The following is a 23,133-nucleotide window of genomic DNA, read 5'->3' on the forward strand; positions in this document are numbered from 1 at the left end:
CTCCATGGCGAGCATTCTCGCCTAAATCAGTGTCCGGGTACATTAAACCACTACATTTATCACCTTCATTAAAAGTGATAAGCGACTTTGACGTTCATGTAATTGACGCCGCTATTTGGTTTCTTGTAGCCGCCATTCGAGAAATGCTGGATCTTCGCAGCGACTTCCCATTTGTTATTGAAGACATAGCCGACGCCGATATGGTCGCCGAACTGGAAGTGGGTCGACAGGCGGTCATCGTCGTTGTTGTACAGTTTCGACAGCATGTGCACGCCGATGCCGGCTTCCGCATAAAAACCCAGCTTGTTCGTGTTTTCAAAACGGAACACGGGGGTAAAGCCCAGGTCCCACAGTTTTTGATGCTGGCCAGAGACATTCTGATAGCTCTTGGCATCCCAGCCGCCGATGCTGGCATCCCAGTAACCGCTCAGCTGCGTGCCATTCGATACAAACCAGGCTTTATCCCAGTTCGAGGTCACGCCGGCGCGTACCATTTGTACCTTCACGCCCTTGGCATATTCGCCGTAGACGGAGTCGATCAGTTTGTCGTCGGCGGCAAAGCCGGCGTTAGCCGCCATCAGCGCGGCAACGGCGGCGATGGATTTGAGGAGATTCTTCTTGAAGGACATAGAGGCTTTCATCGTAAAATTGGCCGTCAGGCTTGTCTTGTTTGCGCAGGCACCTAAAGTAACCCCCAATAAATTATTGTGATTTCTGACTTTCATAACCGGCGCTCTGCGGCGTTGCTCACTGCTCGCAGTGCTCGCACTGCGTCGCAGCGAGCGCCTTGCATAGCATCCGGTTCTGTTCGTCATAAATTCACACTCATTTCCCGAGGATTACTTAGTTTTGCACACTACTCCCGCCACCTGTTTGATCTCAGAGGTTGAATTGACATTGTCTACAAAAATCGCATTTCTCGGTATTGGCCTAATGGGAGGGCCGATGGTTCGGTGCCTGCTGCGCGCTGGATATTCTGTCACAATTTGGAATCGCACGCACAGCAAGGCCCAAGTCCTGCGTGCGGCCGGGGCGCAGCCCGCGGTTTCCGTGGCTGAGGCGGTCAGCGGCGCGGACGTGGTCATCTCGATGCTGGAAGCCGGCCCCATCGTGGCAACGGTGCTGCAAGAGGCCCTGCCGGCCTTGTCAACTGACGCGATTTGGGTCGACATGAGTTCCACCAAGCAATCGGAAGCCCAGCAATTTCATGCCATTTTGCACGCTGCGGGGCATGGCTTCATCGATGCGCCCGTGTCGGGTGGCGTCGGTGGGGCGCAGGCAGGTACCCTGGCCATCATGGCCGGCGCCAGCGCCAGCGATTACATGAAGGTTGAAACGATTCTGTCGGCCATGGGTCGCCCGACCCTGGTGGGGCCGGCAGGCAGTGGCCAGGTCGCCAAGCTGTGCAATCAGCTGATCGTCGGTGCGACATTGACGATCGTGGCGGAAGCGCTGTTGCTGGCCCAGGCGGCGGGTGCCGACGCGGCTGCCGTACGGGCAGCGATTCGTGGCGGCTTTGCCGAGAGCAAGATATTGGAGGTGCATGGCCAGCGCATGTTGGAACGCAATTTTGTTGCTGGTGGCCAGGTGAAGAGCCAGATCAAGGATATGCACAACATCCTCGCGGCAGCCGAAGCAGCGCACGTGACCTTGCCGGTGACGCAACTTGTGACGCAGCGCTATGAAACCCTCGCCGGCACCCACCCGACGGCCGATCACGCGGCCGCCTTGCTGGCCCTGGAAGCGTTGAATCCGGGGCAGCGTCTGGGCGCAGGTCCGGATCAGCTGAGCTGATTCAAGCGATGGGCAGGCTCGCTTCGGCCAGCTTGACCCAGAAACTGGCGCCGATCGGCAACAGATTGTCGTTGAAGTCGTAGCTGCCATTGTGCAAGACGCACGGACCCAGGCCGTGGCCGCCATCGCGGTGCTCGCCATCACCATTGCCGATGAAGATGTAGCAGCCGGCTTTTTCTTGCAGGAAGAAAGAAAAATCTTCCGCGCCCATGGTCGGCTCGACATTTGCGTTAACCTTGTCCGCGCCCACCACGCTTTTCATGACTTCGACGGCAAACGCCGTTTCTTTCGCGTGGTTGACCAGCGGCGGATAGTTGCGCTTGAAGTGGAAATCGACTTCCGCGCCAAAGGCGGCGGCCGTGTGCACGGCGATCTCGCGCATGCGCTCTTCGATCAAGTCCAGCACGGGCTTGGTGAAAGTGCGCACGGTACCGACCAGGCTGGCGTCATCGGGAATCACATTGGTGGCGCTTCCCGCATGGATTTGCGTGATCGACAGCACGGCCGTGTCGAGCGGACTCTTGTTGCGCGTGATGACGGTTTGCCAGCTTTGCGCGATTTGCACGGCCACCATGACGGGGTCGATGCCCTTGTGGGGCTGGGCCGCATGGGCGCCCTTGCCTTTGACGGTGACGTGGAATTCATTGCTGGACGCCATCATGGGCCCTTCCACCACGCTCAGGGTGCCCGTTTCGGCGCCTGGCCAGTTGTGCATACCGTAGATGGCATCCATGGGAAAGCGGGTAAACAAGCCGTCTTCGATCATTTCGCGCGCGCCGGCGCCGCCTTCCTCGGCCGGCTGGAAAACCAGGTAGACCGTGCCATCAAAGTTTCGGTACTGCGCCAGGTAATGGGCGGCGCCCAGCAGCATCGCCGTGTGGCCGTCATGGCCGCAAGCGTGCATCTTGCCCGGGTGGCGTGAAGCATGCTCGAAGGTATTCATTTCCTGCATCGGCAAGGCATCCATGTCGGCGCGCAGGCCGATGGCGCGTGTCGACGTGCCATTTTTGATGATGCCGACCACGCCAGTGCGGCCCAGGCCGCGTACCACGGGGATGCCCCATTCCGTCAGCTTGGCGGCGACCACGTCCGAGGTGCGCTGTTCTTCGTAGCACAGCTCGGGATGCGCGTGCAGGTCGCGGCGGATACCTTGCAGCTCGGATTGAAACGCCAAGATCGGATCAACTAGTTTCATGGGACTCTCCTGTGGATGCTGGCACGCAGCAATGTATGGCGCGCCGGACCGCGTTTGTTTGATCAGAAACAGGCGCGGCTAATAGTGCATTGTAGCCCTTGTTTGCCGGGTAAATCCAGCGCACGGACGTGCTTGCCACGGCGCCAACAGCAAGCGCGCGGAATGGTTTACAGTATCGCCTTCCCCCAACGTTTTTGGATTGCCCCATGACCACCACCCAAGTGCGCGCCGCCTGCCCGCTCGATTGCCCCGATACCTGCGCCTTGCTGGTCACCGTGACCGATGGGGTAGCCACGGCCGTCAAGGGCGATCCTGACCATCCGACCACGGCTGGCGTGCTGTGCACAAAGGTGTCGCGCTTCACGGAGCGCACCTACCATGCGGACCGGTTGCTGCACCCGCTGCGCCGCGTGGGCAAAAAGGGCGAAGGCAAGTTCGAGCGCATCAGCTGGGAAGAAGCGCTGCAGACCATCGCCGCCCGCTTGAAACCGATCGCCGCGCGCGATCCGCAGGCGATCTTGCCGTACAGCTACTGCGGCACCATGGGCCTGGTGCAGGGTGAATCGATGTCGTCGCGCTTCTTCAACCAGCTCGGCGCTTCCCTGCTGGACCGCACCATCTGCGCCTCGGCCGGTGCCACGGGCTACCGCTACACGGTAGGCGCCAGCATCGGCACGGACATGGAGCAGTTCCAGAAAGCGAAATTGATCATCATCTGGGGCGGCAACCCGATCGCCTCGAACCTGCACTTCTGGATGCGCGCACAGGAGGCCAAACGCAATGGCGCCACCTTGATCGCCATCGATCCCTACCGCTCGCTGACGGCCGAAAAATGCCACCAGCATATCGCCTTGCTGCCGGGTACCGATGCGGCCCTGGCGCTGGGCTTGATGCATGTGCTGATCACGGAAGACCTGGTCGATCACGACTATATCGCGCAGTACACCATCGGCTATGCGGAACTGAAACAGCGGACCCTGGAATGGCCGCCCGAGCGCGTGGCCGAGGTGTGCGGCATCACGGCCACGGAAGTGGTGGAACTGGCGCGGCTGTACGGCCAGGCATGCCGCTCTGGCGAGGGCGCCGCCATCCGTGCCAATTACGGCGTGCAGCGCGTGCATGGCGGCGGCATGGCCGTGCGCAATATTGCCTGCCTGCCCGCGCTGACGGGCGCCTGGCGCCATCCGGCCGGCGGCATGCAGCTGTCGAGCTCGGGCTCCTTCCCCGTCAACCGCAAGGCCCTGCAGCGCCCGGACTTGCTGAAAGGGACGCCGCGCACGATCAACATGAGCACCATTGGCGACGATTTATTGAAAGAAAGTTCCGCCGAGTTCGGCCCGCAAGTCGAAGCCGTGATCGTCTATAACTCGAACCCGCTGGCCGTGGCGCCCGACTCCTCGAAAGTGGCGCAGGGTTTTGCCCGCGAGGATTTGTTTACGGTCGTGCTCGAGCACTTCCAGACCGATACAGTCGATTACGCCGACATCGTGCTGCCCGCCACCACGCAGCTGGAACACATCGATGCGCATTCCACCTACGGCCACCTGTACATGATGGCGAACAATGCGGCCGTGGTGCCGCTGGGCGAAGCGAAGGCGAATACGGAAATCTTCCGTTTGCTGGCGCAGCACATGGGCTTTGATGACCCGTGCTTCCAGGAAAGCGACGACGCGCTGGCAGCCAAGGCGTTCGATACGACGGATGCGCGCGCCGTGCATTTCGATTGGGAATCGTTGAAACGCACGGGCTGGCAAAAGCTGGCCATGGTCGAGGCGCCATTTGCCACAGGCGGTTTCCCCACGCCATCGGGCAAGTGCGAGTTGTATTCCAGCGCCATGGCGCAGGCGGGACTCGATCCCTTGCCGACGTATATCGCGCCGCACGAATCGCTGGCCAGCAATCCCTCGCTGGCGGCCCGTTATCCGCTGGCCATGATTTCCCCGCCGGCGCGCAATTTCCTCAATTCCACTTTTGTGAACGTGAAAAGCCTGCGCGCGGCCGAAGGCGAGCCGCACCTCGACATCCACCCCGATGATTGCGCCACGCGCGGCATCGCGGCTGGCGACATGGTACGCATCTTCAACGACCGCGGCAGCTTTGTGGCCAAGGCCAGGGTGACGGACAAGGCGAGACGCGGCCTGGTGGTGGGCTTGTCCGTATGGTGGAAGAAACTCGCCAGCGACGGCAAGAACGCCAATGAAGTGACGAGCCAGCGCCTGACGGACATGGGCCGTGCGCCGACCTTCTACGATACGCTGGTCGAAGTGGAAAAGGCTGGCTGACCATGGCGCGCTGGCCGGCCCGCTTGCTTGTCGGCATGCTGTGCCTGCCGCTGGGCGGCTGCACGCAGCTGCGCTACTACACGCAGGCGGCGCAGGGGCAATATGCGCTGTGGTCCGGCTCGCGCCCGATCGGTGACTGGCTCGATGACCCTGCCACCGAGCCGCGCCTGAAAGTGCGCCTGGCCAAGGCGCAGCAGATTCGCCGCTTTGCCGTCAGCGAGCTGGATTTGCCGGACAATGGCAGCTACAAGAACTACGCCTCCCTGCGGCGCCCCTTCGTGCTGTGGAACGTGGTGGCCACGCCGGAATTATCGCTGCAGCCGCTGCAATGGTGTTTTCCCATCGCCGGCTGCGTCAATTACCGCGGTTATTACAGCAAGGAAGAGGCGCTCGCGTATGCCGCCGAACTGCGGGCCCAGCATTACGACGTGCAGGTGGGCGGCGTGCCCGCGTATTCCACGCTGGGCTGGTTCGACGATCCCTTGCTGTCGACCTTTATCAATTACAACGATGCGGAACTGGCGCGCCTGATCTTCCATGAACTGGCGCACCAGGTGGTGTACGTGCCCGGCGATTCGGCCTTCAACGAGTCGTTTGCCAGTGCCGTGGAAGAGGCGGGTGTGCAGCGCTGGCTGGCGCGCGAGGGCAATGACGCGATGCGCGCTGCGTACGACCAGTATGCGGCGCGGCGCCAGGATTTTTTGGCCCTGCTGTTGACATACCGGGGCGAACTGGAAGCCGTGTATGCGAGCGGCGCCAGCGATGCGGAGAAGCGCGCGCGCAAGGCGCAGGTGTTTGCGGCATTGCAAGATGCGTATCAGGTACTCAAGCAAAACTGGGGTGGTTTTGCCGGTTACGACCGCTGGTTCGAGCAGCCATTGAGCAATGCACACCTGGCTTCCGTGTCTACCTACAATGAATTTTTGCCGGCCTTCAGAAAATTGCTGGAAGAAAAAAAGAACTTTCGTGCTTTTTATGCTGCAGTGCACACAATGGCCCAGATGAACAAGCCTGAGCGCAGGCGTGCGCTGGAACAATTGTCCAGCCCCTGACCCGTAAAGATTGTCCCGTACGCCGAGCCAGACGATCCTGCAACAGTGTATTTATCATGCTGCATTGCAGCATAAAATACCCTTAGAGTTGCCGCTCGAATACTGTTGAAAGCGCTTGCATGGAAGCGCGGCGCCCGATAGCATCGCATTAGTAGCATAGAGCAATTGCTCGTCAGAATGCTCAAACTGACTGCAGGACAATAGAATCCGCAGCAATGATCCGCGCCGGCAGGGTGCGCCGGCTCCCCCACGATTATTCGAGACAAGAGGCACAGGATGGAAAAAATTTGGCTGAAGTCGTATCCTCCCGGCGTCCCCGCCGACATCGATCCTGATCAATATCGTTCGCTGGTGCACCTGCTGGAAGAAGCGTTTCAAAAATATGCGGACCGCAATGCCTATGTCTGCATGGACAAATTTCTCACCTATGCCGAACTCGATACCTATTCGCGCCAGCTCGGTGCCTGGCTGCAAAGCCGTGGCCTGAAGAAGGGCGCCCGGGTGGCCCTGATGATGCCGAACGTGCTCCAGTATCCGGTTGCCATCGCCGCCGTCTTGCGCGCCGGCTACACGGTGGTCAACGTCAATCCTCTTTATACGCCGCGCGAACTCGAGCATCAGCTCAACGATTCGGGCAGCGAAGCGATCATCGTGCTGGAAAACTTTGCCCATACCTTGGAGCAAGTACTGGCCAAGACGGCCGTCAAGCACATCATCGTTGCCAGCATGGGCGAAATGCTGGGCGGCTTGAAGGGTGCGATCGTCAATTTTGTCGTGCGCAACGTCAAGAAGATGGTGCCCGCGTATTCCTTGCCGAACGCCATGCGTTTCAAGCAGGCGCTGGCGCTGGGCAGCCGCATGAAACTCACGCCTGTCGAGCTGAGCATCAATGACGCTGCCTTCCTGCAATACACGGGCGGCACGACGGGCGTGTCGAAAGGCGCGACCTTGAGCCACCGCAATGTGATCGCCAATGTGCTGCAGAGCGAAGCGTGGTCAGGCGCGGCGCTCGACCAGAACAGCAAGGAACAGATGATCGTCGTCTGCGCCTTGCCGTTGTACCATATCTTTGCCCTGACGGCGTGCGCGATGTGGGGCACGCGCGTGGGCGCCCTGAATATCCTGATCCCGAATCCGCGCGATATCCCGGGCCTGATCAAGGAGCTGGGCAAGTACAAATTCAATCTGCTGCCAGCGGTCAATACCCTGTATAACGCGCTGGTGAACCACCCCGATTTCGCCAAGCTCGATTTCTCGGGCTTGAAGATCGCCAATGGCGGCGGCATGGCGGTGCAGCAAGCCGTCAATGACAAGTGGCTGCAAGTGACGGGCGTGTCCATCATCGAGGGTTATGGCCTGTCGGAAACGTCGCCCGTCGCCACCTGCAATCGGGCCGATACCACGGTGTTTTCCGGCACCATCGGCTTGCCCGTGCCATCGACCGAGATCGCCATCCTCGACGATGACGGCAAGGAAGTGCCGCTGGGCCAGACGGGCGAAATCGCCATCCGTGGCCCGCAAGTGATGAGCGGCTACTGGAACCGTCCCGATGAAACGGCCAAGGTCATGACGCCTGATGGCTACTTCAAGTCGGGCGACGTGGGCATCATGGACGAGCGCGGCTATGTGAAGATCGTCGACCGCAAGAAAGACATGATCCTCGTCTCCGGCTTCAATGTGTATCCGAACGAAGTCGAGGCCGTCATCGCGGCCCATCCGGGCGTGCTCGAGTGCGCCTGCGTGGGCGTGCCGGACGAACACTCTGGCGAAGCCGTGAAAGTGTTTGTCGTGCGCAAGGATCCGAACCTGACCCAGGCAGTGCTGGCCGCGTATTGCAAGGAACAATTCACAGGCTACAAGCGGCCGAAATACATCGAGTTCCGCGATGAACTGCCGAAGACCAACGTCGGCAAGATTTTGCGTCGCGCCCTGCGTGACGAAACGAAGACAGCAGCATAAACAGTGCAGGGTGTGCGCATCAGGCTGCACACCCTTTCTACAGATAAAGATGAGGCATAGATGGACAAGATTTGGTTGAAGTCGTACCCGGACACCGTTCCCGCAGAGATTGATTGCACGCAATACCGTTCCGTCACGCATTTGCTGGAAGAGTCGTTCCAGAAATATGCGGACCGCAACGCGTTCGTGTGCATGGATAAATTCCTCACCTACCGCGAGCTCGACAAGCTGTCGCTGCAGATGGGCGCCTGGCTGCAAAGCAAGGGCCTGAAGACGGGCGCGCGCGTGGCGATCATGCTGCCGAACGTGCTCCAGTATCCGGTGGCCATGGCGGCGATTTTGCGCGCCGGCTACACGGTGGTCAACGTCAACCCGCTGTACACGCCCCGAGAATTGCAGCATCAGCTGATCGATTCGGGCAGCGAAGCGATCATCGTGCTGGAAAACTTCGCCACCACGGTCGAGCAAGTGCTGCCGCACACGCAGGTCAAGCACGTGATCGTGGCCACCATGGGCGACATGCTGGGCGGACTGAAAGGCACCATCGTCAACTTCGTCGTGCGCAAGATCAAGAAAATGGTGCCCGCGTTTTCCTTGCCGGGCGCCATCAGTTTCAACAAGATGCTGGCCGAAGGCGCACGCTTGAGCCTGACGCCGGTGCAGCAGGGGCATGACGATATCGTCTTCCTGCAATACACGGGCGGCACGACGGGCGTGTCGAAAGGGGCGATGTTGTTGCACCGTAACGTGATCGCCAACGTGCTGCAAAACGAGGCGTGGATTTCGCCCGTGATGACCAAGGAAATGCGCGCCACCTCGATGGGATTCATGTGCGCCTTGCCCCTGTATCACATCTATTCGCTGACGGTCAGCGCCCTGATGGGTATGCGCGTGGGCGGCTTGAACGTGCTGATCCCGAACCCGCGCGACATCCCCGGTTTCGTCAAGGAATTGTCCAAGCACAAGATCGTTGTTTTCCCGGCCGTCAACACCCTGTACAACGCGCTGCTGAACAATGCGGACTTCGCCAAGCTCGATTTCTCCAGCTACAAAGTGTGCAATGGCGGCGGCATGGCCTTGCAGCGCAACGTGGCCGAACGCTGGCTGAAACTGACGGGCTGCCCGCTGATCGAAGGCTATGGCATGTCGGAAACGTCGCCCGTGGTGACGGGCAACCGCGTCGATATCACGGAATTTACGGGCACCATCGGCTTGCCTTTCCCGTCGACGGAAGTGGCAATCTTGAACGACGATGGCGTGGAAGTGCCGCTGGGCGAGCCGGGCGAGATCGCCGTGCGCGGCCCCCAAGTGATGGCGGGATATTGGCAGCGCCCGGATGAGACAGCCAAGTCGATGACGGCAGACGGCTTTTTCAAGACGGGCGACGTGGGTGTCATGGATGAACGCGGCTACGTGAAGATCGTGGATCGCAAGAAAGACATGATCATCGTGTCCGGCTTCAATGTGTATCCGAACGAAGTGGAAGACGTGGTCGCTTCCTGCCCTGGCGTGCTCGAATGCGCCTGCATCGGGGTGCCGGACGCCAACGCGGGTGAAGCCGTGAAAGTGTTTGTCGTGCGCAAGGATCCGAACCTGACGGTGGAACAGATCCGCGAGCATTGCAAGCATGAATTGACGGCCTACAAGAAACCGAAATACATCGAGTTCCGCGATGAATTGCCGAAGACCAATGTCGGCAAGATCTTGCGCCGTCAATTGCGCGACGAAAAGAAGGTTGCCTAGTTTGCCGCCAGGCTTGTGTCCGCCGCCAGCTTCCGTGCTGGCCGGGCGGGCAAGCCGAAGCAGAGGCGCAGCCAGTTCACCTTGCTGATCAGGAGCGACGTCCCCAGCCAGCAGGTCGCCACCGTGCCGGCCAGTACCAGCAGCGGTTCCACCACGGGGCCCAGCTTCAGGGGCACGAGCCAGTAGGCCAGCACGATGATCGCGCTCTGGTGCAATATGTACCAGGGAAAGACAGCCTGGCGCGCCCATGGCAGCCAGGCAAAAGGGCGGTTCAATAGCGTATGCGACCAGCCCAGAATGGCGCAGATGGCCAGCCACATATACAGCTTGCGCATGGGCCAGGAGCCGAACGAGGCCCAGGTCAGCAGGTTTTCCGAATAAATCTGGTCGAACACCATGTACACGGCAAACGCGCCCAGGCCCAGCCACAGCGTATGCCAGCGCAGGCGCGCCAGTTCCGCCCACAATCCCTTGTCATTGCCCAGCCACCAGCCATACACGAACAGCGTGAAATACATGGCGTGCGCATACCAGTCGTGCACCACCGCATGGGTTTCCGGATAGCGCATTTTGAGGAAGACTGTCGCGGCCAGTGCGGGCAGGGCCGGCAGGACGAGCAAACGCCAGCCGCGCAGATGCTGGAAGTACGGTTTCATCCGCTCCAGCAGCGGCTGCAGCGCCACCAGCACGACGATGTACAGCAGCAAATACACGAGATACCACAGATGGTTCCAGGTAAAACCATATTGCCAGCCATCGAAGGCGCCTGCCGGCCAGGCGTAGCCGCCAAAATAATGGAGCAGGAATTGTCCATAACCAGGCTCGACCAGGCCCTTGCTGACGCCTTCGCAATATGGCTGGACGGGAATGATCACGGCCATGCCGAACAGCAGCGGCAGCAGCAGGCGCTTGGTCCTGCGCCACAGGAAGGCGCCGCGCGAGGCCTGCGTCATCATCGCGCACGAGACGCCCGAGATGAGGAAGACGATTTCCATGCGCCAGCGGTTGAGGAAGACCAGCGGCATGTTCAAGGCATCGGTGGCGTAGCTGCTGTGCATGTGAAAATTCCATCCATCCATGTACAGCAGGGCGGTGTGATAGACAATCAGCAGGCTGAAGACGAGAAAGCGCAAGGCGTCGATATCGTGGCGGCGGGAGTCCATGGTCATGATCGTGGGCGAGTGATGAAGGAGGCCCCAGCATAGGCAGCGGCGGGGCTGCGAGCCAGTGAAATGGGACCAGTGGACGGCTGGCTGGGACGAATGGGTCGCTTGGGACGGGTGTAGGACCTTACAATCATGTAACCAATTTATCGTCCGAGCCCATGCACATCGCGTCCACTGATCTGTTGCAACGTTATCAACGCTGGCGCCGCGTTGCCGAGCCGGGATTCTGGATCGTGCTGACCGTGTTGCAGGCCAGCGTCAACAGCTGGCTCGTGTGGCTGGACCTGCGGCGCACCGGGGTCAATACACCGTTCTGGGAAGTGGCTGTGTGGGAATGGAGCAGCAATCTCGTGCTGCTGGCGCTGGTGCCCGTGGTCGTGCTGGCGGGACAGTACCGGCCTCTGCACCTGGTGTTCCAGCGCCAGAACCTGCGCTGGCACTTGGCGGCGTCGGTCGTCTACAGCCTCGTGCATGTGGCGGCCATGGTGGCCTTGCGCAAGCTGGCTTACTGGAGCGCCGGCAGTCACTATGATTTTGGCGCCTGGTGGCGCGAGTTGCCGTATGAATACCTGAAAGATGTGCGTGCTTACTTCCTCGTCTTGCTGGCCGTGGGCTTTTACCAGTTGCTGTTGATGCGCTGGCAAGGCGAGGCGACCCTGCTCGGCGAACCCGATGAAGGGCCGGCCGTGGAACCGGTAGAGCAGCCGGAACGCTTCCTCGTACGCAAGCTGGGCAAGGATTTTTTGCTGCCCGCCGGCGACATTGAATGGATACAGGCCTGGGGCAATTATGTGAATTTGCACGTGCGTGGCCACGATTACCCGCTGCGCTCGACCATGGCCGCCATCGAGCGCCGCCTGGACGGCAAGCGGTTCGTGCGCGTGCACCGCAGCTATATCGTCAACCTCGATTTCGTGCAGGCAATCACACCAATGGAATCGGGCGATGCGCGCGCCATGCTGTCCACGGGCGGCGAAGTGCCCGTCAGCCGGCGCTACCGCGATGGCTTGAAAAGTAGTTGCTAGCTGCGTTGCACGCCCGCCTTGCCGTCCTGGACGGTAAAGCGCGCCAGTGTCGCGATGCTTGACGCGCTGTCGCGCACGTTCTCCAGGCCCTGGAACAAGGTCGTGGTTTTCTCCGGCGTGATGTGCATCAACATATAGCCGCGCTTGTCGCTGCGCCCGTAGCGGATGTGCGGGTTCATCGCCACGTACTGTTCCGTGCGCGCCTGCGGGCGGGAACTCGAGGTGATGGAGGTACCGCAAAACTCGGTGGCCAGCACGGGATTGTTCTTGCCGGTGGGCCGCATGGCGTTGCGGCTCAGTTCGATGGCATAAAAGGTGTGCACGTCGCCAGACAGCACGAGCGGGTTGCTGGCCTTGCTGCTTTGCAAGGCGTCGAGCAGGTGCTGGCGCGCCATCGGATAGCCATCCCAGCCATCGGTCCAGATGCGTTCGTCGCCGGGCCGCAAAATCGGCACCTGGCTCGATTGCGCCACCAGGGTTTGCTGGGCCAGAATATTCCAGCGCGCCGGGGAATTATCGAGGCCCGCTTGCAGCCAGCGCTGCTGCTCCTCGCCCAGCATCGTGCGCTGCGGTTTGCGCAGGTCAGGGCAGTTGCGCGTGGTGACGGAATTGGAGCCGCCGCGGCCCGGCCTGGCGCACGCGTGATAGGCGCGGTATTGCCGGTCGTCCAGCACGTGGAAGCGTGCCAGGCGGCCCCAGTCGTAGCGCTGGTAGATGCGCATGTCGACAAAGCCCCGCCGGCCCAGCGGCAGCAAACGCAGCGGCATGTGTTCATAAAACGCCTGGTAGGCGGCCGCGCGGCGCTGCAAAAAGGTGGGCGTGAGCAACTCGTCGCGGTCATTGCCGTAATCGTTGGCCACTTCATGGTCGTCCCAGGTGACGATCCACGGCGCGGCCAGGTGCGCGCCCTGCAAGTCGCGGTCGCTCTTGTATTGCGCGTAGCGGGCGCGGTAGTCGTCCAGCGTAAAGCTTTCATGCGTGCGCACGGCCCGGCCCGGATGCTGCAGCTGGTACGGTCCCCATTCATAAATGTAGTCGCCGAGAAAGGCCACCAGGTCGGGCGCGGCTGCCGCGATGTGCCGGTGCGCCGCATAGGCGCCGAATTCCCAGTGCTGGCACGAGGCAACGGCCAGTTTCAGCGAGGAAGGCATGACGCCGGACTCGGGCGCCGTGCGCGTGCGGCCCACGGGACTGACGGCGTCGCCAAAGATAAACCGGTACCAGTACCAGCGCCCGGGAGCGAGACCGCCGGCGTCGACGTGCACGCTGTGCGCGAGGGCGGGCATGGCCGTGGCCTGGCCCTTGGCGGCGATGCGGCGAAACGCCTCGTCTTCGGCCACTTCCCAGCGCACGTTCAGGGCGATGGCGGGCGTGGCGGCTGCGTGCAGCGGGTCGTGGCAGATGCGCGTCCACAGTACGACGGCGTCCGGCAAGGGTGAGCCGGAAGCGACACCGAGCGCAAACGGATAGCCGGCGCCATTCATGCGCGTGGCGGCACTCGCGCTGGAACCGGACAGCACGCTGCCGGCCGCGGCCAGTGCCGTGATGCGCGCAGCGCTTTGCAGGAAAATGCGGCGCTGGCTATCCATGCTGTGGAATGATTGCAACAATCAAGACGACAGCAAGGTCTCGATCGGCGGCACCTTGCGCGGCTTGCGGTCGGAGTCCGTCGCCACGTAGATCAGGGTTGCTTCCGTGACTTTCACGATGCACGCCTGCAGGCGGTTGCGCTCGGCATACACCTCGACATTGACGGTGATCGAGGTGTTGCCGACCTTGACGATGTCCGCGTAGAAGGACAGCAGATCGCCGACGAAGACGGGGTTTTTGAAGACGAAGGAGTTGACGGCGATGGTGGCGACGCGGCCGTTGGCGCGCCGCGTGGCCGGCAGGGAACCGGCGATATCGACCTGCGCCATGATCCAGCCGCCGAACACGTCGCCGTACACATTGGCGTCGGACGGCGCGGGCATCATGCGCAATTCCGGCATTTTTCCGGCGGGCAGGCCGGAGGCGAGGCAGTTGTCGGGACGGTCTGGGGAGGTGCTCATCTTTTATTCTCATGAAAGGCTACAATTGCCCCGATTGAACCATAAAAAGCCGACCTTCGCCATGCGCCGTTCCCAGACTTCCCCTCCGCCCCGCTCGCCCGCTTCCGCCAGCCACAGCGATTTCGCCACCATCAAGACCTTGCTGCCATATCTCTGGGTCTACAAATGGCGGGTGCTGCTGGCGCTGCTATGCCTGGTGGGCGCCAAGCTGGCCAATGTGGGCGTGCCCCTGATCCTGAAAAAACTCGTCGATGCCATGACGATCACGGCGGCCCATCCGCAAGCGCTGCTGGTGCTGCCCGTCGGCTTGCTGGTGGCCTACGGCTTGCTGCGCCTGTCGACCACCTTGTTTACGGAGCTGCGCGAATTCCTGTTCGCCCGGGTCACGCAGCGGGCCGTGCGCACCATCGCGCTGCAAGTGTTCCGCCACCTGCATGCGCTGTCCCTGCGCTTTCACCTGAACCGCCAGACGGGCGGCATGACGCGCGACATCGAACGGGGCACGCGCAGCGTCGGCTCGCTCATTTCCTACACCCTGTTCAACATCTTGCCGACCCTGGTGGAAATCACCCTCGTGCTCGGCTACCTGGTCTTGCATTACGATATCTGGTTCACCGTGATCACGGCGGTGGCGCTCGTGTCGTATATCGCGTTTACCGTGCTGGTGACGAACTGGCGCACGCATTTCCGCCGCACCATGAACGACCTCGATTCCAAAGCCAATACCAAGGCCATCGATTCGCTGATCAACTATGAAACCGTCAAATATTTCGGCAACGAGGATTACGAAGCGAAGCGCTACGACGAAGGCTTGCAGCGCTATGAATCGGCGGCCGTGAAATCGCAAACTTCCCTGTCCCTGCTCAACACGGGCCAGTCCCTGATCATCGCCACGGCCGTCACCCTGATCCTGTGGCGCGCGACGGTGGGCGTGATCGCCGGCACGATGACCCTGGGCGACCTGGTGCTGGTGAACGCCTTCATGATCCAGCTGTATATCCCCCTCAATTTCCTGGGCGTCATTTACCGCGAAATCAAGCAAAGCCTGGCCGACATGGAACGCTTGTTTTCCTTGCTGAACGAGAACCGCGAAATCGCCGACACGCCGGAAGCGCAGCCGCTCGTCACACGGGGCGCGGCCGTGCGTTTTGAACATGTGAATTTCAGCTACGAAGCCAAGCGGCAAATCCTGTTCGACGTGGATTTCCAGATTCCCGCCGGCACGACGACGGCCGTGGTGGGCCACAGCGGCTCGGGCAAGTCGACCCTGTCGCGCTTGCTGTTCCGCTTCTATGAAGTCGATGGCGGCGGCATCACCATCGATGGCCAGGATTTGCGCCACATCACGCAGGATTCCCTGCGCGCGGCCATCGGCATCGTGCCGCAGGATACGGTGCTGTTCAACGACACCATCGAATACAACATCGCCTACGGCAAGCCGGGCGCCAGCAAGGACGCGATCGTGGCGGCGGCGAAAGCGGCATCGATCCATGATTTTATTGAAAGCTTGCCAGATGGCTACAACTCCATGGTGGGCGAGCGGGGTTTGAAGCTGTCGGGTGGCGAAAAGCAGCGCGTGGCGATTGCCCGCACCTTGCTGAAAGACCCGGCGATATTGATCTTCGACGAAGCCACTTCGGCGCTCGACTCCAAGGCCGAACAGGCGATCCAGTCGCAGCTGAAGGACATCGCCAAGAACCGCACCACCCTGGTCATTGCGCACCGTTTGTCGACGGTGGCCGACGCCCAGCAAATCCTCGTACTCGACCACGGCCGCATCGTCGAGCGGGGCACGCATCCGCAATTGCTGGCGCTCGACGGCCTGTACGCGCAGATGTGGCAACGCCAGCAGGCGAACATGGACGATGAGGCGCAAGAGGATGAGTTGGCGGGTCTGGCGCCGGCAAAATAAATCGGGAATGTGAAATCAGTAGGAAAAATGCTACAGCCGCGCTGATTCCAGCGCGCGTATAGCGCCTATTTGCGGGCAATCGCAGAAAATGGCTGGTCGGGTGCTGAAAATGAAATAAAATTAATTCCAATGGTGGCGTCTGCACCACAGTTGTTTCGTTCGGAGTCCATCCGGTTTGTCCGCCCAGGAGAATTTATGAAATTGACCAAAATCATCGCCACGCTGCTCAGCGTCGGTGTCATCAGCAGCATGTCGCCAGTCCAGGCTCAGGAATTGACCGGCACCTTGGCCAAGATCAAGAAAGCCGGCTCCGTCACCCTCGGTGTGCGCGACGGCTCCGTGCCCTTCTCCTATCTCGACGACAAGCAGCAATATCAGGGTTATTCGATCGACCTGTGCATGAAAGTCGTCACGGCCCTGCAAAAGCACCTGGGCCTGAGCGAACTGAAAGTGGTGATGAGCCCCGTCACGTCGGCCAACCGCATCCCGCTGATGGCCAACGGCACCATCGACCTCGAATGCGGCTCGACGACGAACAACCTGGAGCGCCAGCAGCAAGTGGCATTCGCCCCGACCATGTTCGTCATCGGCAACCGCGTGCTGGCGAAAAAATCCTCGAACATCAAGACCCTGGAAGACTTGCGCGGCAAGACCCTGGTCGCCACGGCCGGCACGTCGACCATCAAGCAGATGACCATCCTGAACAAGGAAAAGAACCTGGGCATGAATATCGCCGTCGGCAAAGATCATCCCGAATCGTTCCTGATGCTGGAAACGGGCCGCGCGGTGGCCGAAGCCAACGACGACATTTTGCTGGCGTCGCAAGTGGCCAACTCGAAAAACCCGAACGACTACGAAATCACCAAGGAAGCGCTGTCGGTCGAGCCGTACGGCATCATGCTGCGCAAGGGCGATCCGGCCTTCAAGAAAGTGGTCGACGATGCGCTGATCCGCCTGTACAAGAGCGACGACATCAACCGCATTTACGCGAAATGGTTTACCTCGCCGATCCCGCCGAAAAACATCAATCTGAAATTCCCCATGCCGCCGCAATTGAAGGCCGTGTTTGCCAATCCGACCGACTCCGGCGACCCTGCCGCGTATGCGGCCGTACCGGAAGCGCAGAAGACGTCGGACAAGCGGAAAAAGTAAAGATTGCGTAACAAACCGGGGGGCGCAAGCCTCCCGATTTATTTGCGGGACGGGTGGCCGGCTGGCCGCTGTCCTCGGGCTGCATGCGAAGGATGATCATGAATTACAACTGGAATTGGCGCATTTTCTGGGAGATTTCTCCCGATGGCGTGGGCACGTATATGGACACCCTGTGGTCCGGCCTGACCTGGACCCTGGCCACGGCCGGTGCGGCGTGGATCATGGCGCTGATCTTGGGCCTGGTGATCGGCACCATCCGCACCTTGCCGAACAAATGGCTGGTGGGCGTGGCCAATGCCTACGTCGAACTGTTCCGCAACGTGCCGCTGCTGGTGCAGATGTTCCTCTGGTATTTCGTCATGCCGGAACTGCTGCCGCCGGACCTCGGCGCCTGGGTCAAATCGCTGCCGAATGCGCCGTTCGTCACGGCCGTGCTGTGCCTGGGGTTCTTTACTTCCTCGCGCGTGGCCGTGCAGGTGACGACGGGCATCGAGGCGCTGCCGCGCGGGCAGAAACTGGCCGGCACGGCGCTGGGCCTGACCCTGCCGCAAACCTACCGCTTCATTTTGCTGCCGATGGCCGCGCGCGTCATCATGCCGCCGCTGACCAGCGAATTTTTGAACATCATCAAGAACAGTTCCGTGGCTCTGACCATCGGCCTGATCGAGCTGACAGCCAGCGCGCGCGCCATCCAGGAGTTTTCCTTCCAGGTGTTCGAAGCGTTTTCGGCCGCCACCATCATCTACGTCGTCGTCAACCTGCTGGTGGTGGTGCTGATGCACCTGATCGAGAAAAAGGTCGCCATCCCGGGCTTCATCGTCGCTGGCGCCAAGACGGGAGGACATTGATATGTTAGGCAATTTCGACTTCGATGTCATCTCCCGCTCGTGGGTCTACCTGTTCCAGACCGGCATGGTCTTCACCCTGAAACTGACGGCGCTGTCCATGGTCGGCGGCATTGTGCTCGGTACCCTGCTGGCGCTGATGCGTTTGTCCGGCAGCCGTCTCATCTCGGGCGTGGCATCGAGCTACGTCAATCTGATACGCTCGATTCCGCTGGTGCTGGTGATCTTCTGGTTCTACTTCCTGGTGCCGTATATCGCCGCCTGGATCATCGGCGCCAACGAGCCGGTGAAAGTGGGCGCGTTTTCTTCCGCGCTGATCACCTTCATCATGTTCGAGGCGGCCTACTATTGCGAGATCATGCGCAGCGGCATACAGTCGATTCCGCGCGGCCAGGTATGGGCCGGCCAGGCACTGGGCATGAACTACTCGCAGACCATGGCCTTCATCGTGCTGCCGCAAGCGTTCCGCAACATGATTCCCGTGCTGCTGACGCAAACCATCGTGCTGTTCCAGGACGTGTCGCTCGTGTACGTGCTGTCGATCCCCGATTTCGTCGGCGCCGCATCAAAAATCGCCCAGCGCGACGGCCGCCTGGTGGAGATGTACGTGTTTGTCGCCGTCGTGTATTTCGTGCTGTGCTATGCCTTGTCGTTCCTGGTAAAACGCCTGCAGAAACGCGTCGCCATCATTCGCTAACCGTAAAAGAAAGAACAAGATGATTGAACTCAATAACGTCAGCAAATGGTATGGCCAGTTCCAGGTACTGACCGATTGCACCACCAACGTCGCCAAGGGTGACGTGATGGTCATTTGCGGCCCGTCGGGCTCCGGCAAGTCGACCCTGATCAAGACCGTCAACGGCCTCGAACCGATCCAGCAGGGGCAGATCATCGTCGACGGCATCAGCGTCAACCACCCGAAGACGAATCTGTCGAAACTGCGCGCGCGCATCGGCATGGTGTTCCAGAATTTCGAGCTGTTCCCGCATCTGTCGATCCGCGAAAACCTCACCATCGGCCAGATCAAGGTGCTGGGTCGCAGCGCCGACGAAGCCAATGCCAAGGGCTTGAAATACCTGGACCGCGTGGGCCTGCTGTCGCAGCAGGACAAATTCCCCGGCCAGCTGTCGGGCGGCCAGCAGCAGCGCGTGGCGATCGCCCGCGCGCTGTCGATGGACCCGATCGCCATGCTGTTCGACGAACCGACATCGGCGCTCGATCCGGAGATGATCAACGAGGTGCTTGACGTGATGGTTGGCCTGGCGCAGGAAGGCATGACGATGATGGTCGTCACGCACGAAATGGGCTTTGCCAAGCGCGTGGCCAACCGCATCGTCTTCATGGACCAGGGAAAAATCATCGAAGATTGCAGCAAGGATGACTTCTTCAATACGACGCGCTCGGACCGCGCACGCGATTTCCTCGCCAAGATCATCCATTAATTTTTCATCACGTTGAAGTAGAGTACGAATGCCTGACATGAAACAACTAGCCGGCGCCATGCTGGCGCTGGGCTTACTCGCCCATGCCCACGCGGCCGACAAGATCGCCGTCGACATCGCCCTGCGCGGCGCCACCGTGATCGACGTGGCCGCAGGCAAGGCGGTCAAGGGCAAGACCGTGCTGCTCCAGGGCGACAGCATCGTCGCCGTCGTCGATGACGCGCAGCTGCGCAGCTACGCGCCGAAGCGGACGATTCGCCTGCCCGGCAAATATCTGATGCCGGGCCTGTGGGATACGCACGTGCATTTCGGCGGCGGCCCGGAGCTGATCGACGAGAACAAGCAGCTGCTGCCTTTGTACCTGGCGCACGGCATCACCACGGTACGCGACTGCTCGGGCGACTTGCCCGACACGGTGCTGGCATGGCGCCAGCAGATCAACGCGGGCCAGCTGGAAGGCCCGACGATTTTTACGTCCGGCGCCAAACTCGAAGGCATCAAGCCGCTGTGGAAGGGCACCATCGAAGTGGGAACGCCGCAGGAAGTCACGCGCGCGTTGGACGGCCTGCAGGCGCAGCAAGTCGACTTCGTGAAGATCACGGAAAACACCCTGAAGCCGGAGCTGTACCTGGAAGCGCTGCGCCAGGCGCGCGAACGGGGCATGCGCACGTCGGGCCATATCCCCGTGCAGCTCACATTGGAGCAGATGGCCGATGCGGGCCTGGGCACGATCGAGCATCAATCGTATTTGCTGCGCGCCACCACGCCGCGCGAGCAGGAGCTGACGGCCAAGGTGGCGGCCGGCGCGATGACGGGCAAGGAAGCCATGCAGGCCAGCGTGCAAAGCTACGACGAGCCGACGGCGCGCAAGGCTTTCAGCTATCTGGCCGCGCGCGGCACGGCCATCGTGCCGACCCTGTGGGGTTCGCGCGTGACGGCGTACCTGGACCGCGAAGACCACACGCACGACACGGCCCTGCAATACATCGGCAAGGGCTTGCGCGCCACCTACGACTGGCGCGTGCAGCGCGCCGCCAAGGATGGCCCGGAAGCGATCGTCCAGCGCCACGCGCAGTTCGAGCAATCGGCCAAGCTGCTGCCCCTTTTGCAGCAGCAGGGCGTGAGCATCATCGCCGGCACCGATGCGGGCTTCTTGAATTCCTTCGACTATCCGGGCCAGGCCCTGCACGATGAAATCGGCCTGTACGTGCAGTACGGCCTGACGCCGCAGCAAGCCTTGCAGTCGGCCGTCATTAACGGTCCCCGCTTCCTGGGCAAGCTGGACCGCTACGGCAGCGTGGCGGCCGGCAAGGCGGCCGACCTGCTGGTGCTCGACGCGAACCCGCTGCAGGATATCGGCGCCACGCGCCAGATCCGCCTGGTGGTCAGCCGTGGCCACGTCTACGACCGCGCCGCGCTGGACCGGATGCTGGCGGAACTGCGCGCCTGGGTGGCGAAGCAGGAGACGGCACCGGGCAAGTCCTGATGCTTGTGCGCTCCCGAGATTGAAAACGGCCGGTGCGAACCGGCCGTTTGATCGTCCGGCAAGCATCGGGCAGTAGCCGCCGCAGCCTGCGAGGCCGCCCCGCGACTGGTAAAATGGCGCTATTCGCAATGACCGCCTGAGAGCAGCCGCCATGTCCACACTCGATCACACCCCAGCCTCCATCACCATCACCCGTCCGGATGACTGGCATTTGCACCTGCGCGACGGCGCCGTCATGGCCAGCGTGCTGCCGCACAGCGCGCGCCAGTTCGGTCGCGCCATCGTCATGCCGAACCTGAAACCGCCCGTCACGACCACTGCCGATGCCAGCGCCTACCGCGAGCGCATCCTGGCCGCCGTGCCGCAAGGCGTGAACTTCGATCCGCTGATGGTGCTGTACCTGACGAACAACACCTCGCCCGACGAAATCCGCCGCGCGCAGGACAGCGGCATCGTGCAGGCCGTGAAACTGTATCCGGCCGGCGCCACGACGAATTCCGACCTGGGCGTGACGGATTTGAAGAATTGCTACAGGGTGCTCGAAGTGATGCAGGAAGTGGGCATGCCCTTCCTCGTGCATGGCGAAGTGACGGACCCGGAAATCGATATTTTCGACCGCGAAGCCGTCTTCATCGAGCGCGTGATGCGCCCGCTGCGCAGCGCCTTCCCGGCCCTGTCCGTCGTGTTCGAGCACATCACCACCAAGGATGCGGCGCAGTACGTGGCCGAAGCGGAAGGCCCGATCGCCGCCACCATCACGGCGCATCACCTGCTGTACAACCGCAACGAGATTTTCAAGGGCGGCATCCGTCCCCATTACTACTGCCTGCCTATCTTGAAGCGCGAAGAGCACCGCCTGGCACTGATGACGGCGGCCGCCAGCGGCGACGAGCGTTTCTTCCTCGGCACGGACTCGGCGCCGCATGCGCAAGGCGCCAAGGAAATGGCTTGCGGCTGCGCCGGTTGCTACACGGCCCTGCATGCGATGGAAATGTATGCGGAAGCATTCGAACGGGCCGGCGCGCTCGATAAACTGGAAGCGTTCGCCAGCTTCCACGGCCCGGCTTTCTACGGCATGCCGCGCAACACGGACACCATCACTCTGAAACGCGAAAGCTGGACCTTGCCGGCCTCGCTGCCGCTGGGCGACAGCCACGTGATTCCGCTCAACGCGGGCGAGCAGATCAACTGGAAAATGGTCTAAGCGTTCATGCTGCCATCGATAGACTGGACCCGCCCCTGGTTTGCCACGGTGCTGCCGGCGCGACGGCAGCTGGACCTGCAGCGCGACACGGTGATTGCCGCGCTCAATGGACGGGCGCGGGCGCTGGATTTGCGCAATCCATCGGGCCTGCCGCTGGCCTTCGTGCCGCAAGCGGACCTGCCCGAAGGCGTGGCCTACGAGGAGTTCATCGGCGCGACGGGCGGCGTGCCCACGCGCGACAATCTGCACGATTTTTTCAACGCGCTCGTGTGGCTGACCTTCCCCCGCATCAAGCGCCAATTGAATGCGCTGCAGGCCGCGCAGATCGCCCTGTCCGGCGTGGGCAAATCGCGCGGTCCCGCGCGCGATGGCGCGACGATTTTTGACGAGAATTCCGCCTTGCTGGTGCTGCGCGACAGCGACGCGGGGCGCGCGCTGGACGCGGCCTTGCGCGGGCACGACTGGTGCAGCGCGTTCATTGCGCAGCGCGAGAAATTTGGCGCGGGCGGCGACGCCGATGTCTGGCTGTTCGGCCACGCGCTGATGGAAAAACTGGTGGCGCCGCGCAAGGCCATCACGGCGCATACGCGCGTGATCTTTGCCGGCGACGCCTACTTTGCGCTCGACGATGCGGCACGCCGCGCCTGGCTCGACGAGCGGGTGGCGCAAGACCTGGCGCAGCAAGGCCTGACCACGGCGGACTTCACGCCGCTGCCCGTGCTTGGCTTGCCCGGCTGGTGTGAAGACCAGGACGACGATTTTTACAATGACGCGGCGGTGTTCCGCCCGAAGCGCAAGGTGGCTGGCGCAGAAAGAGATCAATAG

Annotated in this window: 19 protein-coding genes; 14 read left to right on the forward strand and 5 right to left on the reverse strand. The window is 61.5% G+C overall.

What is annotated here, in order from left to right; all coding sequences use genetic code 11:
• Window positions 1-68 precede the first annotated feature (68 nt).
• Complete coding sequence (locus JAB6_RS10845) at window positions 69-629, reverse strand: acyloxyacyl hydrolase (protein WP_034745449.1); 561 nt, start codon at window positions 627-629, stop codon at window positions 69-71.
• Between the two features lie 280 nt (window positions 630-909).
• Between JAB6_RS10845 and JAB6_RS10850 the strand changes: the two genes are divergently transcribed.
• Window positions 910-1,794 (forward strand): NAD(P)-dependent oxidoreductase, encoded by an 885-nt coding sequence (locus JAB6_RS10850; RefSeq protein ID WP_302622667.1) that lies wholly within the window; start codon window positions 910-912, stop codon window positions 1,792-1,794.
• A gap of 1 nt (window position 1,795) precedes the next feature.
• Here the strand turns inward: JAB6_RS10850 and JAB6_RS10855 are convergent, their stop codons facing one another.
• Window positions 1,796-2,989 carry a M20 aminoacylase family protein gene (locus JAB6_RS10855; protein ID WP_070302820.1) on the reverse strand — a complete coding sequence of 398 codons (1,194 nt, stop codon included), beginning with the start codon at window positions 2,987-2,989 and terminating at the stop codon, window positions 1,796-1,798.
• Between the two features lie 206 nt (window positions 2,990-3,195).
• On the opposite strand from JAB6_RS10855, the gene JAB6_RS10860 reads away from it, so the two are divergent.
• The 4 genes from JAB6_RS10860 to JAB6_RS10875 all read left to right on the forward strand — a co-directional run bounded on the left by JAB6_RS10860 (window position 3,196) and on the right by JAB6_RS10875 (window position 10,025).
• Window positions 3,196-5,271: a molybdopterin-dependent oxidoreductase gene (locus tag JAB6_RS10860; RefSeq protein ID WP_070302821.1), complete on the forward strand. Its 2,076-nt coding sequence runs from the start codon at window positions 3,196-3,198 to the stop codon at window positions 5,269-5,271.
• Window positions 5,272-5,273: 2 nt separating this feature from the next.
• Window positions 5,274-6,323 (forward strand): aminopeptidase, encoded by a 1,050-nt coding sequence (locus JAB6_RS10865; RefSeq protein ID WP_083292666.1) that lies wholly within the window; start codon window positions 5,274-5,276, stop codon window positions 6,321-6,323.
• A gap of 276 nt (window positions 6,324-6,599) precedes the next feature.
• Entirely contained in the window at window positions 6,600-8,282 is a 1,683-nt protein-coding gene (locus JAB6_RS10870) for a long-chain fatty acid--CoA ligase (RefSeq protein ID WP_070302822.1), read from the forward strand.
• A 60-nt stretch (window positions 8,283-8,342) separates the two neighbouring features.
• Window positions 8,343-10,025 carry a long-chain-fatty-acid--CoA ligase gene (locus JAB6_RS10875; RefSeq protein ID WP_070302823.1) on the forward strand — a complete coding sequence of 561 codons (1,683 nt, stop codon included), beginning with the start codon at window positions 8,343-8,345 and terminating at the stop codon, window positions 10,023-10,025.
• On the opposite strand, the gene JAB6_RS10880 is transcribed toward JAB6_RS10875, so the two are convergent.
• Window positions 10,022-11,194: an acyltransferase family protein gene (locus JAB6_RS10880; protein WP_070302824.1), complete on the reverse strand. Its 1,173-nt coding sequence runs from the start codon at window positions 11,192-11,194 to the stop codon at window positions 10,022-10,024. The two genes, JAB6_RS10875 and JAB6_RS10880, sit on opposite strands and share 4 nt — an antisense overlap.
• Before the next feature lie 155 nt (window positions 11,195-11,349).
• Between JAB6_RS10880 and JAB6_RS10885 the strand changes: the two genes are divergently transcribed.
• Complete coding sequence (locus JAB6_RS10885; protein WP_070302825.1) at window positions 11,350-12,216, forward strand: LytTR family DNA-binding domain-containing protein; 867 nt, start codon at window positions 11,350-11,352, stop codon at window positions 12,214-12,216.
• Here the strand turns inward: JAB6_RS10885 and JAB6_RS10890 are convergent.
• Both JAB6_RS10890 and JAB6_RS10895 read right to left on the reverse strand, forming a co-directional pair.
• Window positions 12,213-13,805, reverse strand: coding sequence for an alkaline phosphatase (locus JAB6_RS10890; protein WP_070302826.1), 1,593 nt, complete (start codon window positions 13,803-13,805; stop codon window positions 12,213-12,215). The genes JAB6_RS10885 and JAB6_RS10890 overlap by 4 nt on opposite strands.
• Window positions 13,806-13,826: 21 nt before the next feature.
• Complete coding sequence (locus JAB6_RS10895; protein ID WP_223278886.1) at window positions 13,827-14,192, reverse strand: acyl-CoA thioesterase; 366 nt, start codon at window positions 14,190-14,192, stop codon at window positions 13,827-13,829.
• A gap of 136 nt (window positions 14,193-14,328) precedes the next feature.
• On the opposite strand from JAB6_RS10895, the gene JAB6_RS10900 reads away from it, so the two are divergent.
• From JAB6_RS10900 to JAB6_RS10935, 8 genes are all read left to right on the forward strand, one after another.
• Window positions 14,329-16,179 (forward strand): ABC transporter ATP-binding protein/permease, encoded by a 1,851-nt coding sequence (locus JAB6_RS10900; RefSeq protein WP_070303007.1) that lies wholly within the window; start codon window positions 14,329-14,331, stop codon window positions 16,177-16,179.
• A 195-nt stretch (window positions 16,180-16,374) separates the two neighbouring features.
• The gene (locus tag JAB6_RS10905; RefSeq protein WP_034745472.1) at window positions 16,375-17,331 is read left to right on the forward strand and encodes an amino acid ABC transporter substrate-binding protein; all 957 of its coding nucleotides are present in this window, start codon (window positions 16,375-16,377) and stop codon (window positions 17,329-17,331) included.
• A gap of 98 nt (window positions 17,332-17,429) precedes the next feature.
• Window positions 17,430-18,179 (forward strand): amino acid ABC transporter permease, encoded by a 750-nt coding sequence (locus tag JAB6_RS10910; RefSeq protein ID WP_070303009.1) that lies wholly within the window; start codon window positions 17,430-17,432, stop codon window positions 18,177-18,179.
• A gap of 1 nt (window position 18,180) precedes the next feature.
• Entirely contained in the window at window positions 18,181-18,873 is a 693-nt protein-coding gene (locus JAB6_RS10915) for an amino acid ABC transporter permease (RefSeq protein WP_034745474.1), read from the forward strand.
• Window positions 18,874-18,892: 19 nt separating this feature from the next.
• A complete protein-coding gene (locus JAB6_RS10920; protein WP_034745477.1) occupies window positions 18,893-19,618 on the forward strand; it encodes an amino acid ABC transporter ATP-binding protein in 726 nt (241 codons plus the stop codon).
• Window positions 19,619-19,655: 37 nt separating this feature from the next.
• The gene (locus JAB6_RS10925; RefSeq protein ID WP_254671563.1) at window positions 19,656-21,104 is read left to right on the forward strand and encodes an amidohydrolase family protein; all 1,449 of its coding nucleotides are present in this window, start codon (window positions 19,656-19,658) and stop codon (window positions 21,102-21,104) included.
• A gap of 151 nt (window positions 21,105-21,255) precedes the next feature.
• Window positions 21,256-22,308, forward strand: coding sequence for a dihydroorotase (gene pyrC / locus JAB6_RS10930; RefSeq protein ID WP_070302828.1), 1,053 nt, complete (start codon window positions 21,256-21,258; stop codon window positions 22,306-22,308).
• Between the two features lie 6 nt (window positions 22,309-22,314).
• Complete coding sequence (locus JAB6_RS10935; RefSeq protein WP_070302829.1) at window positions 22,315-23,133, forward strand: DUF3025 domain-containing protein; 819 nt, start codon at window positions 22,315-22,317, stop codon at window positions 23,131-23,133.

It is taken from the genome of Janthinobacterium sp. HH104, from assembly GCF_001758715.1.
GTDB classification, from domain to species: Bacteria; Pseudomonadota; Gammaproteobacteria; order Burkholderiales; family Burkholderiaceae_D; genus Janthinobacterium; species Janthinobacterium aestuarii.